At 67.8% G+C, this 11,477-nt stretch carries 10 protein-coding genes; 5 read left to right on the forward strand and 5 right to left on the reverse strand.

Translation table 11 applies throughout. The features are described 5' to 3' along the window. The first annotated feature begins 464 nt into the window (after nucleotides 1-464). From ACGF3I_RS29455 to ACGF3I_RS29475, 5 genes are all read left to right on the forward strand, one after another. A complete protein-coding gene (locus ACGF3I_RS29455; RefSeq protein WP_393137253.1) occupies nucleotides 465-1,523 on the forward strand; it encodes a hypothetical protein in 1,059 nt (352 codons plus the stop codon). Between the two features lie 58 nt (nucleotides 1,524-1,581). Then, the gene (locus ACGF3I_RS29460) at nucleotides 1,582-2,421 is read left to right on the forward strand and encodes a hypothetical protein (protein WP_393137255.1); all 840 of its coding nucleotides are present in this window, start codon (nucleotides 1,582-1,584) and stop codon (nucleotides 2,419-2,421) included. 25 nt (nucleotides 2,422-2,446) lie between these two features. After that, nucleotides 2,447-2,713 carry a hypothetical protein gene (locus tag ACGF3I_RS29465; protein WP_120721999.1) on the forward strand — a complete coding sequence of 89 codons (267 nt, stop codon included), beginning with the start codon at nucleotides 2,447-2,449 and terminating at the stop codon, nucleotides 2,711-2,713. 48 nt (nucleotides 2,714-2,761) lie between these two features. After that, complete coding sequence (locus ACGF3I_RS29470) at nucleotides 2,762-3,217, forward strand: hypothetical protein (RefSeq protein ID WP_393137259.1); 456 nt, start codon at nucleotides 2,762-2,764, stop codon at nucleotides 3,215-3,217. 152 nt (nucleotides 3,218-3,369) lie between these two features. Further along, nucleotides 3,370-7,827: an FtsK/SpoIIIE domain-containing protein gene (locus tag ACGF3I_RS29475; protein WP_393137337.1), complete on the forward strand. Its 4,458-nt coding sequence runs from the start codon at nucleotides 3,370-3,372 to the stop codon at nucleotides 7,825-7,827. Nucleotides 7,828-7,927: 100 nt separating this feature from the next. Here the strand turns inward: ACGF3I_RS29475 and ACGF3I_RS29480 are convergent, their stop codons facing one another. The 5 genes from ACGF3I_RS29480 to ACGF3I_RS29500 form a co-directional block, all read right to left on the reverse strand. Next, nucleotides 7,928-8,188 carry a WXG100 family type VII secretion target gene (locus ACGF3I_RS29480; protein WP_120721996.1) on the reverse strand — a complete coding sequence of 87 codons (261 nt, stop codon included), beginning with the start codon at nucleotides 8,186-8,188 and terminating at the stop codon, nucleotides 7,928-7,930. A 140-nt stretch (nucleotides 8,189-8,328) separates the two neighbouring features. Continuing rightward, complete coding sequence (locus ACGF3I_RS29485; RefSeq protein ID WP_393137262.1) at nucleotides 8,329-9,363, reverse strand: hypothetical protein; 1,035 nt, start codon at nucleotides 9,361-9,363, stop codon at nucleotides 8,329-8,331. Beyond that, complete coding sequence (locus tag ACGF3I_RS29490; protein ID WP_393137264.1) at nucleotides 9,351-10,007, reverse strand: hypothetical protein; 657 nt, start codon at nucleotides 10,005-10,007, stop codon at nucleotides 9,351-9,353. The genes ACGF3I_RS29485 and ACGF3I_RS29490 overlap by 13 nt, the downstream gene beginning before the upstream one ends. A 183-nt stretch (nucleotides 10,008-10,190) precedes the next feature. Further along, the gene (locus ACGF3I_RS29495; RefSeq protein WP_393137266.1) at nucleotides 10,191-10,475 is read right to left on the reverse strand and encodes a hypothetical protein; all 285 of its coding nucleotides are present in this window, start codon (nucleotides 10,473-10,475) and stop codon (nucleotides 10,191-10,193) included. 94 nt (nucleotides 10,476-10,569) lie between these two features. Further along, nucleotides 10,570-11,445, reverse strand: a complete 876-nt coding sequence (locus ACGF3I_RS29500) for a WD40 repeat domain-containing protein (RefSeq protein WP_393137268.1) — start codon at nucleotides 11,443-11,445, stop codon at nucleotides 10,570-10,572. Nucleotides 11,446-11,477 lie beyond the last annotated feature (32 nt).

The raw sequence follows: 11,477 nt of genomic DNA on the forward strand, positions 1-11,477 counted from the left end.
CATCGTAGGGCGTCGTCGAGTGCCCCTGAGGGAACGACTGCGATACGCGGAACGCTGTCCAGCCCGGGACGGATCTTGTGAAGTACCCGGAATTCGCCGTGCGGAGCGCTTGGACGAGCCTCAACGAGGCTTGTTGGCAGTCGAGTTGGCGAGGGGTGTTCCGGTAGATCTACGGTGGCCACTCGACGTCGAGATCCCGCCTGGCGAAACGGTACGCATCCCGGTTAACGTCAATACCCTTGGCTGCGCCACTGCCTTGGTGGAGGTGCACGAGTGCCTCTTCGGGGTGTGGAGTTTGCTGTCGCGCCTGCGGAACCGCGATTCCGGGGGGCGGGCGGCAGGATCAGGTCGCGTCAAGACCGGTCGACGCGCTTCGGGGGCACGCCGACAGCGGGGCGGCGACGCGGCTCCGCGCAGAGGGACCGCAGACACCGTCAACGGGGGTTCACATGACGTTCAGAGGCATGACCACGGAGAAGGCGCGTCGGCTGGCCGCCGCGCTGGATGTGGCGGACGGTGCACTCTCCATTCAAGGGCCACTGGTTTCCGGGATCCTCGCCAAGTGGGAAGGCGACCAGGGAAACCTGAAGCGCGTTACCCAGGATGCCTCGTGGTCCCGGGATCAGGCCAAGGACGTACGCAACCGGCTCGGCATCCTCGAGGCGGATCCGGCCGTCGAGCTGATGTTCATGGGCATGACCGGCGTGTTGCAGACCTGGCAGGAGTTTCAGGAGCACAAGGGCGAAGTCGGTGAATATGTTGATGAGTTCAAGGAAATAAAGAGGAACGTTACGACCCCGTTGCGGCTTACGAAGATAGCCTCCGGCATAGAGGCATCTCTCCAGCTCTACCAACGATGGTCGCAGGGGCAGAATGTGGCCGGCGCCAAAGCCGTCCTCGAATTGAACAAATACTTCGGCATCACGGGTGACCGGCTGAAGCTGAAGAATATCGACTACATGCGGGAGCTCCTGAAGCTCCAGAAGATCGAGGGGCTCTACCAGGAACCCTGGAAGTGGCAGCAGGGGCTGCGAGCCTTCCTGACTACGAAGCTGAAGATCCCCCTTCCGCCCACGCTCCTGGCCCAGGCGCCCGGCCTCAGCCTCCTCGACCGAGTCGGTCTGCCCTTCGCCATCCTGCACGGCGTCAAGGAGATGGTCATTCCCGACCACAAGGGCGTCCTGGGTGGATTCGACCGTGGGATGGGCGTCGTGGAAGCGGGAGGAGCGGCGGCCGTGCTGGGCGGCAGTGCGGCGGCCGGAGCCCTCGGTGCGAGTGCCGCGGTGGCGGCCGCGGTGCCCGTGGTCGGCTGGGCGGCGCTCGGCGTGGCGGGCGCCTACTTCATCGGGACCTGGGCGTGGGACAACCGTGAGTCGATCAAGAACGGAGCCAAGAAGGCCTGGAACGCCACCTCCAAGTGGGCCGGCAGCGTGGCGGACAAGGGGAGAGAGATCGCAGACGGCGCCAAGAGCGCGGTCACGAACCTGGTGCCCAACGCCGTCAAGAAGTTCAAATTCTGGTAGGCGTGCCCCGAACGCGGCAAGCCCCCTTCACACCGACCGAACAACTCTAGGAATCGGCATGCCAACTCCTGAACTCGACATCGAGCTGGATAAATTTCGCGAGCTCGTCGGTGCTGCTCTCGCAGAGGGCGGCACCCAGTCACTCATTAAATTGACCGACGAAGAACTTGCCGTCCTCGACCCGGACGCGCTCGAAGACGTCGTCGTACCGGCACCCCATCTGGCGACTCTTTCGGACGAGCAGCGCCAGTGGGTCCTGGGGACAGCGTTGCGCTCCCTCGTCTCGCGAGGGGCGGTGGAGGTGACGAACATCGCCGAGCTCGACGCCGTCCTGAAGTCCGAGGGCACCGACTCGGGACTCACCGCGGACGTGGACATGAAGGTCACCCCCGAGGTCAGCATGGCCCTGACCCTGCGACGAACGGCTTCCCGCGCCTTGGCGGTGGAACAGCAGACCTCCAACGGCACTGTGACGGCCTTCGTCTTCGTGCACTCGCCGGAACTTCTGCTGATCGAGCAGGTCACCGGAGGTGGCATGCACATCTTCACCCTGGCAAGCAAGGCACAGGACGCCGCGAAGATGGTCCAGGCGCTGGTCGATCCATTCGGCGTGGCCGACCGGGACGGCAAGACGATCCGGCTGGACGCCTCGGCGCTCACGACGGGCGCTGTGGACAAGTCGCTCGCGCGCGTAATCGACAACGCCCTGGTGGTCAGTCAGTTGATGGTGCTCGACGCCCGGCCCGGTCCGCTCCTCACGACCTACGCCAGCGACCGCGAGGTCTGGGCCGTGCACGTCGAGTCTCCGCAGGACCCTACGGGCATAACCGCGCAGGAGGTCAGCGAGCGGACCCTTGAGGAGCGGATCGTCAAACTCATCAAGCAACCGGCCGCCTGACACAGCACTCACGGGGAGGAAACCCATGACTGACCGCGTCGAAGAATGCAGGAAAGACCTCAACAACCTGAAGCGGTTCGCGGACGAGATCGACAAAACGCTGGACGCGGTTGACGCGACGTCGGGAACGGATGCCTGGCAGGGGCCGGCGGGCGACCGGTTCCGCAAGGAGTGGAATGGCCGGCGCAAGGCCATTCACGACGCCTTGGACGCGGCCAGGGGCCAGTACAACAAAATACTTCAGCGCGTGCAGGATGAGGAGAGCAAGAAGAAGTCCGGTGCCGCGAAGTAGGTGCGTCGCCCGAGCCGTCCCGCCACCCGTGCTGCCCGCGAGGATCTGATGACCGATGTGAACCCGCTCGTGTACGAAGCCCATTTCCGGCGTACGCCCTTCCAACTGCTCGGCGGCATGAAGTGGGAGAAACTGGTCGCCTTCCGGGTCGACGACACAGGCGTCCTGTTGGGGGGAGCACCTGCGCGGTACAGAAGTCAGCTCGCCTTCGTACCGTGGAAGGACATCACCGCCGTGGTGGTGTGGTCCCAGATCACCGCTGCCAACCCGATCCAGTACGTCGGGTTGCAGCGCAGGCCGGGGGCGCCGCGCTTGCCTGGGATGAACGCAGACCTCAGTCGCGCGAAGACCTCGAAACTGGCGCCCCACGTGGATCACGAACTGTTCCTGGCCAGCCGCCCCATCAACTTCTGGCGGCTCGATCCCGAACGTCTCCAGGCCGCGGTCGACGCATTCGCACCGCACGTTCCCGTCCTCGTGTATTCCCAGCCCCACCTCTCGTAGGGGGCGGGAACGGTGTTGCCGAACCCGTGAGCGGGAGGCCGACGCCGGTCACCGCATACCCTCGGTCCTGCCGCGACGGCGGTAGCCATTAGCCTCGGGTGGGCCGAAGCAGGACGAGGGGCCGGGCGGGCCGGCGGGGGAGGAAGATGACCATGCGAGTCCTGGTGACCGTCGTGCAGCAGGGGGCACCCCCGTACGACGTCATGGTCAACGCCGATGACGACGCGACCGCGCGCGATGTCGCGCATGCTCTGGCTGCCGCCGAGGGGGCCGGGCCGGGACGGCCGTCGCCGGTGGTCGTGGCGCTTCCGGGCACCGTTCTCGCCCCGAGCTACGGTGACCGCGGTGCCGAGCCCGCTCTGTGGGCGGATGGTCGCCTGTGCGATCCCGCTACTCCCGTGGGCCAGATCCTTCGGGACGGCATGCGCATATCCATCGACAACTCCCTGGGTCCGCTGCTGCGCAAGGGCGAGCCCATGGGGCGCTACGAGCTGCGGGTCGCCGGAGGGCCCGGTGCGGGGCGGGTCGTTCGACTCGCTGTCGGCACCGCAACCCTCGGAGCGGCCGCGACCTGTACCCTCGCGGCGCCCGACCCGCTGCTGGCACCGGTCGCCGCCCAGATCACCGTCGACATGCGAGGCCGGGCCACTCTCACCACCCAGCCCGGCTCCAAGGTGCTGCTCGACGACGATGAAATAACGGACGCACAGGACTGGCCGCTCGGCGGCGTCGTCAGGGCGGGGGACTCGCTGTTCGTCCTGGAGGAGGCCAGCGAACCCGACGCCCACCTTGCCGCGACCGGAGAGGGCGGGCTCGCCTACAACCGGCCGCCCCGCCTCTCGCCGGTCCGGCCCCGCCCTCGGCTTTCCGTGCCCGTTCTGCCGTCCAAGTCCGAGCGCGCCCGCTTCCACATGATCGCCGCGATCACGCCGATGGTCTTCGGCCTGGCCATGTACTTCATGACCAAACAGGTCTACATGCTCCTGTTCTGCGCGATGACCCCCGTGATGATGCTGGGCCAGTGGTTCAGCGACAACCGTGACGGCAAGCAGCGGCACAAGAAGTCCCTCAAGCAGTACAAGCTGGAACTCGCCGAGTACGAGGCCGAGTTGGTGCGGCTCGGCAAAGAGGATCAGCGAAACCGCCGGGTCGACAATCCCGACCCGGCGGAGGTGCTGCTCTTCGCCACCGGCCCCCGGCGCCGGCTGTGGGAGCGTCGTCGCACCGACGTCGACGTGATGCGGATCCGGGTCGGCGTCGGCAGTTTGCCCGCCGACATCGCTCTCGTCCACGGTCAGGGCGCGGGCTACGGTGAGGAGCCGCCCGCCCCACCGCTCCTGTCCCACCTGCCCGTGACCTTGTCCTTCCCCGAGCTGGGCGTCGTCGGTGTCTCCGGCGACCGGCCGCGAGCACTCGCCACCGCGCACTGGCTCGCGGTCCAGGCCGCCGTGCTGCACAGCCCCCGCGAACTCTCGATCGTCTTTCTGGCGGCCTCGTCCCAGGCGGGGGCGGACTGGCACTGGGCACACTGGCTCCCGCACACCGCCCCGCAGCAGGGCCAGGACTGTGTCGCCCTGGTCGGTTCCGACAGCGAGACGATCGCCCGACGCGTGAACGAGCTCGTCAATGAACTGGCCCGGCGCAAGGCCGTCCGGGAGAGCTCGACCATGATGAGTGGCGCCCCGGGGGACGAGCCGCACGTCCTGCTCGTCCTCGACGGCGCGCGACTGCTGCGTCGTATGCCCGGCGTGCCCCAACTTCTCCAGGAAGGGCCCCAGTACGGCCTTTTCGCGCTCTGCCTCGATGAGGACGACCGGCTCCTCCCCGAGGAGTGCAAAGCCGTGGTGAGTTGGACTCCGCAGTCGCCGACTCATGTACTCCTGCGCGGTTCGGGCCTGGAATCGGTCGGCGAGGTGCTCGCCGATCAGGTCGGCCCCGACTGGTGCGATCTCATCGCCCGCTCCCTCGCCGCGGTCCGTGACGTCAGTCGGGACGACGCGGGCGGCGCGCTGCCCACCGCGGCCCGGTTGCTCAGCCTGCTCGGCCTGCCCGACCCGACCGGCGCCGACATCGAGCGGATCTGGCGAGCCGGCGGTTCGACCACCGCCGCCCCGATCGGCATCGCGGCCGACGGCACCTTCACCCTGGACATCCGCCGGGACGGCCCGCACGCGCTGGTCGCCGGCACCACCGGCGCCGGTAAGTCAGAACTGCTCCAGACGATCATCGCCTCGCTGGCCATAGCCAACCGGCCGGACGCCCTCAACTACGTCCTCATCGACTACAAGGGCGGCAGCGCCTTCATGGACTGCGCCCGCCTGCCGCACACCGTCGGCATGGTCAGCGACCTCGACGCCCACCTCACCGAACGCGCCCTCGCCTCGCTCGCGGCCGAACTGCACCGTCGCGAGACGATCCTCTTCGACACCGGCACCAAGGACATCGAGGACTACAACGACACCCGCAAGCTGCGGCCCGAGCTGGAGCCGATGCCGCGGCTCGTCCTGGTCATCGACGAATTCGCCTCGCTCGTCGCGGAGTTGCCCGACTTCATCGCGGGCCTCGTCGACATCGCCCGTCGTGGCCGCTCCCTCGGCGTCCACCTGGTGCTCGCGACCCAGCGCCCGGCCGGTGTGGTCAGCGCCGACATCCGGGCCAACACCAACCTGCGGATCGCCCTGCGGGTGACGGACGGCAGCGAGTCCATGGACGTCATCGACGCCGCGGACGCCGGGGCCATCGCCAAGTCCACCCCCGGCCGCGCCTATGTGCGCTCCGGGGCGCAGTCCCTGGTCGGCGTCCAGTCCGCGCGCATCGGTGGCCGCAGGCCCGCCACCGGCAAGAGCGGCCCCAAGGCGGTGCTGGCCCCGCTGCCCTGGACCTCGTTCAGCCGTCCGCTGCCCAGGCCCGCGGAGTCGGACGACGACGGCACGATGGTGACCGACCTCGCCGTGCTCGTCGACGCGATCCGTGACGGCGCCGACAAGATGGGCTTCCCGCCGCCCCGCAGTCCCTGGCTGCCCCCGCTGCCCGAGCACGTCACGCTCGATTCGCTGACCGCCCTGGCGGGCCCCGCGCCCGAGCACGGTGACGTCCCGCCCATCGGTTACGCCCTCACCGACCTGCCCGCCCAGCAGGCCCGCAAGCCCTTCGCTCTCGACCTCGTCGACGGCGAACACACGATGCTGGCCGGCGGCGCCCGCTCGGGCCGGTCGACGGCGTTGCGCACCCTGGCCGGCTCGCTCGCCAGGACCGCCTCACCGCGTGATGTTCACGTCTACGCGATCGACTGCGGCTCCAACGCACTGCTGCCCCTGGTACGCCTTCCGCATGTCGGCGCGGTGGTCAACCGCGACGAACCCGACCGTGTTCGCCGACTGCTCGACCGGCTGCTCGCCGAGATCAGCCGGCGCCAGCAACTGCTCGCCATGGAAGGTGCGTCCAGCGCCGCCGAGCAGCGCGCCTCGGCCGCGCCCGAGGATCGGCTGCCCTGGATGGTCCTGCTCCTCGACAACTGGGAGGGTTACTTCTCCACGTTCGAGAATTACAACTACGGCCAGCTCATCGAGCAGGCCCAGCGGATCTTCCGGGAGGGTTCGGCGGTCGGCCTGAAGGTCGTCATGACGGCCGACCGCAGCGGTCTGAGCGGCATGGTGGCATCCGCGTTCCAAGACCGCCTGATCCTGCGGTTCGCCGACCCCAACGACTACTCCATGGCGGGGTTGCAACCGCGCGAGGTGCCCAAGAACATGCCCCCCGGGCGCGCCCTGCGGATCACCGACACCGGTACGGAAGAGACGCAGATCGCCCTCCTCGACGAGGACCCGAACGGCCAGGCGCAGGTGCGGATGCTCCGTGAGATCGCCGAACAGGCGCGCGCGACGCACGGCCGTACACCGGCACGCCTGCGCCCCATGCGTGTGGACGCGCTTCCGGCGCACATCACCGCCGGCGAGGCGATGGCACTGGATCCCGACTTCGTGGTGCCGTCCAAGTTGTGGGCCCTTTTGGCCGTCGGCGGCGACGAACTGGCCCCCGTGGGAATCGACTTGGAGGAGTCCGGGCCCGGCTTCGTCATCGGCGGCCCGCCCAAGTCCGGGCGCTCCACGGCCCTGATGTGCGCGGCGGATTCCCTGCTGGCCCAGGGCACACCGTTGGTCCTGGTCACTCCCCGGCGGTCACCCCTGCGCGATCTGGAAGGGCGCGAAGGCGTCCTGGGCGTGCTCGACGGTGAGGCCAGGGAGGACGACCTGGAGGAGTTGGTGGAGAAGGCGGAGGGCCGCCCCTACGTGATCCTTGCGGACGACGCCGAGCTGCTCTACGACACCCGGCTCGACGAGGCGTTGGAAGCCGTCCTGCGCAAGGGGGTCGACGGGGGGCTCGGCCTGATCGCGGCCGGCACGACGGACAGTCTGGCCTCCCAGTACCGGGGCTTCGTCACGGCTGCCCGCAAGTCCCGCAACGGCCTGCTCCTCAACCCCCAGAACTCCCAGGAGGGCGAGCTGTTCAGCATCCGCCTGCCGTCCAACACCGGCGGCGGACGGCCGGGCGGCGGACTGCTGGTTTCGGGCGGTGCGTTCCGTCCGGTCCAGGGAGTGATGAGGGGGTAAGGACCTCGCGGTCCTCACGCCCCGCCGGGTAAGCCGCTGGGGCGCCCACCCGTGGTGGACGCCCCAGCGATGTTGCTCGATCCGACTGTATCGGTGCGGATCAGGTGGCGCGCTCGATGTTGTCGGCGTTGGTGGACGCGGACTTCTGAGCGTCGTGCAGGGTGTCGACCCACTTGGAGAAGGTCCCGCGGGCGTCCTCCCAGTCCTTGCGGAACTGGTCGGCCTTGGGGCCCTTCCAGTAGCCGGTGCTGCCGGACGTCGCCGAGTTCAGGTTGGTGATGAGCGTCTGTAGGTCGCCCGCGCTGCGACCGAACAGCTTCGCCAGGTCCCTGAGTTCCTTGAGACTTGCACCGCGTTCCATCGGGTTCCTCCCCGTGATTTGTTACTGGGTAATCAGTAAATCTATCTGGTACCACTCGACGCTATCGCACCTCCCGACCCCCCTGTACAGGCCGGGTAGGAGTGTTCACAAGACCCGTCGCCCGAGAGCTCGTTGCGGTCTCAGCGGTTGACCGCCTGGATCTCCTGCACGGTCACCTGCTGGTCATGGCCGAAGGTGCCGTCCGGCAGATCACCGCCGGGCGTGCCGGTCCCGACCCAGTGGATCTTCCAGGTGACGGTGGCCTTCAGGTTGTAGGGGGCACCGCTGGTAGCTCGGCGGTATGTCACGCCGCAGGGCGGGGCCTTGTCGGCGCTGCCCGCCTCGTACGGCGTGCCGATGGAGCCGTCCGCGTTGATGGGGCACTCGCCGGAAGCGGGGTAGAGGGTGGCGTCGGCGGTACCGGGCTCCAGTTTGAGGGAGACCGGGGAGGCGGTCGTGGTCGCCGAGATGCCGAGCGCGGGGACAGACGCGGTGACCGAGACGGGGTGGAAGTCGGTCTTGTCCAGCCACGCCCAGGTCGGCAGGTTCACCTTGCTGGTGCCGTCGGGCTTCAGCGTCACTTGGGTAGCCGGTACGCGAATCTCCGCGTACGCCAGCTTGGCGAGGATCTCGGGAGTGATGGCTTCGGGCACGTCGGCCGGTGGGGGTGCGCCCTTGTCGACCCAGAAGTAGGGCTTGTTGCAGGCGTCCCAGCCCGGTGGATAGCTCGTGTCGACGTACGAGTCCCACCAGTAGCCCTTGCCCGCCTTGTCCAGGTTGAAGTTGGTGTAGGGCTTTCCATTGACGTAGCGATCGCGCTGCGAGGCGTCCCAGGCGGCGCCGGTGGAGTCGACGCTCCAGATCGGCTCGACGTACGCCTTGAACTCCGCAGGGCTGTACTTGGGGGCGTACCAACAGGGTGGAGGCGTCCAGTTGCCGACGGGGGCGAGTGGGCCCACGGCGCTGCCGGAGCCGTTCCTCGACCGGTCGTAGACCACGCCGCCGGCCGTGGCGCTGAGGGTGCCGTCCGGCTTCGCGTCGCCCTTGGGCGTATCGGTCTCCCGGGTGCCGTCCCCGGGGGTGACCCCGGCCCACGCGGTGGGCGCACCCGCGACGGCGAGGAGCGCGGCAGTCGCCATGGTCGCGCCCAGTCGTCCCCTGCTTATTTCACGCATTTCTCAGCCCCCGCGGTCGAAACGATTCGAGTGGTCTGCCACACCCCGGCGGAGTTCTTTTCGAGCCTGGTGCTGTAGAGGATGAAGTCGTTCTTCGATGGGGTGGTGACCTTGGCCTTGCCGGTCTTGATGTCCTTGCTGTAGCCCTTGCTCTCGTCGGCACAGAAGTTCAGCGAAGCCGACTTGTCCTGGTTCAGGGTGACTTGGCGGTCGTAGTAGCGCAGCGACCCGGTCATCGACAGGCCGGCCTTCTTGAACTTCTCCACCCAGGCCGAGGCGGCTTCCAGCGCCTTGCCGGAGTTGTAGTAGTTCAGTGCGGCGTACTTCGGGTCCCCGCCGGTGATGGCTACGTTCACCGCACGCATGCGCTCCGCGCCGTCCGAGAGGACCGCTTCCTTCACCGGGTCGCCGGTGTTCGCGGGCTCGAACGTCATCGTGAGGTCGGCGGGCAGCTCGATCTTCGGGCGCTCGGCTCCCGCAGGGGCCGACGCGCTCGGTGAAGCCGACGCCGAGGGCTTGGCACTCTGGTCGACCCCGGCGATCTTGTCCGAGTCCTTGGGCTTGTCGTTGCTGCCGCAGGCAGTCAGCAGCAGAGCAACCGTTGCGGTGAGTGCGGCGACGGCCGGCAGGGCGCGACGGTTCACTGGAGCTCCCGATGAGGCTGGTGTGGTTGAGAGACCGACGCTAACGAGACGGCGCCCGCTTCGCCAGAGCGAACTCGGGTGTGAAGCAGGGCATTTGGGATGCGTCGGTATGGAATTGTGAGGTGATCCATCCCTCGGGACGCCGATCCGGCCGGTTGATCGCCCGGCCGGTGCCACCGGGACTCAGCCTCCGCCGTGCATCTTCTGGTTCATCTTCGACTGGTCCTGGCGCGCCTTCTCCACCAGCCGGTTCTCCTCGGCCGGGAACGAGTCGAACAGGGTCTTCAGCCGCTTCATGCGCCCGTCATGATCGGTGCGCCAGTTGTCGGCCTTCTTCCCGATCCAGGTCTTCGGCATCATGGACTCGACATTCCTGATGGCCGTGCGGATCTCGTTCGCGGCGGACTCGATCGCGTTCATGTCCTGGCGGCACGCGTAATCCAGACGGTCTTCCTGGGGTATGCCCATCGTCATCTCCTTTGCTGGGTGTCGGCATGGTGGGGGAGGGCTGTAACGGGAGCGCGCTTCGGCTCTGATCTTCCGGTGCCGGGCAGTTGTTTCCTCACCCGCGGGGAGCGTGGATCGCGAGGGCAGGTGACGGCTTGCGCTCCGGGTCATAGATGTCGCCCAGGGCGAGTACCTGGTCGCCGCTCCGTGCGAGGAACCACGGCATGACACAGGGATTGTTCAGCGCGGCGTACTGCTCTCCGGCCGCGCACGACTTTCCTTGTTCGGACGCCCTCGCCATGGCGGTGAGGGTGCCCGAGGGAGCGATGTGCACGATGTAGACGAAGCCACCGCCGCCCTTCTGGGGATCTGACTGCACCTTCGCGTACACACCCCCGTCGGCGGCCGGAGTCATCTGCATGATCGCCATCTCGGAGAGCGGTTTGCCGGCTCCTGGCAGGTCGCCCTGGATCGTCAGGGTCCTGGGTGGGCTGCCGGGAGCCAGCACGCGGAGATTGTCGAGGCGGCTGTTGGAGAGGTAGGTGGTTCCGTCCGGTGCGACGGCTCCGCGTACCCGGCCCTGGTTCGCCGGGAACGTCAGGAGCTCGGCCGCCCGGCCGTCCTTCAGGGACCACACGCTCTCGCCGTCGATGACGACGACCGTGCCGTCCGGCCGGATGCCGATCGGGTTCGGGAGCTTGAATCGGCGCTGTGACTCCAGAGAAGTGACGGCGCCCTTCGAGCTCACCCGCCACAGACCGTCTCCTCCGCCGGTCACCAAAGAACCGTCCGGAGCGGCGGTGAATCCGGAGTCGGAGTGGCTCTCCTTGATTTTCGTGAACTGGCTGACCTTGCCCTCAGGAGTCATGCGCAGGATGGGCATGAGAGGGCTGTTGGAATCGCTGGCCAGATAAATGTTCCCGGCCTTGTCCGAGGCGATGTGGCCACTCTCGTTCACAGCGGTGTGGTCGAGATCGTATGTCGTGCTCAACTCGCCCAGCGTGAAGGCGGCTACCTTTCCCG

This window comes from Streptomyces sp. NPDC048111 (genome assembly GCF_043202815.1).
In the GTDB taxonomy this organism is placed as follows: Bacteria; Actinomycetota; Actinomycetes; order Streptomycetales; family Streptomycetaceae; genus Streptomyces.

Excerpts from the sequence above, each read along its gene's own strand:
- ACGF3I_RS29495 (WP_393137266.1), bottom strand. The coding sequence starts at position 10,475 with ATGGGCATACCCCAGGAAGACCGTCTGGATTACGCGTGCCGCCAGGAC.
- ACGF3I_RS29480 (WP_120721996.1), bottom strand. The coding sequence starts at position 8,188 with ATGGAACGCGGTGCAAGTCTCAAGGAACTCAGGGACCTGGCGAAGCTG.
- ACGF3I_RS29455 (WP_393137253.1), top strand. The coding sequence starts at position 465 with ATGACCACGGAGAAGGCGCGTCGGCTGGCCGCCGCGCTGGATGTGGCG.
- ACGF3I_RS29485 (WP_393137262.1), bottom strand. The coding sequence starts at position 9,363 with ATGCGTGAAATAAGCAGGGGACGACTGGGCGCGACCATGGCGACTGCC.
- ACGF3I_RS29475 (WP_393137337.1), top strand. The coding sequence starts at position 3,370 with ATGCGAGTCCTGGTGACCGTCGTGCAGCAGGGGGCACCCCCGTACGAC.
- ACGF3I_RS29460 (WP_393137255.1), top strand. The coding sequence starts at position 1,582 with ATGCCAACTCCTGAACTCGACATCGAGCTGGATAAATTTCGCGAGCTC.
- ACGF3I_RS29465 (WP_120721999.1), top strand. The coding sequence starts at position 2,447 with ATGACTGACCGCGTCGAAGAATGCAGGAAAGACCTCAACAACCTGAAG.
- ACGF3I_RS29470 (WP_393137259.1), top strand. The coding sequence starts at position 2,762 with ATGACCGATGTGAACCCGCTCGTGTACGAAGCCCATTTCCGGCGTACG.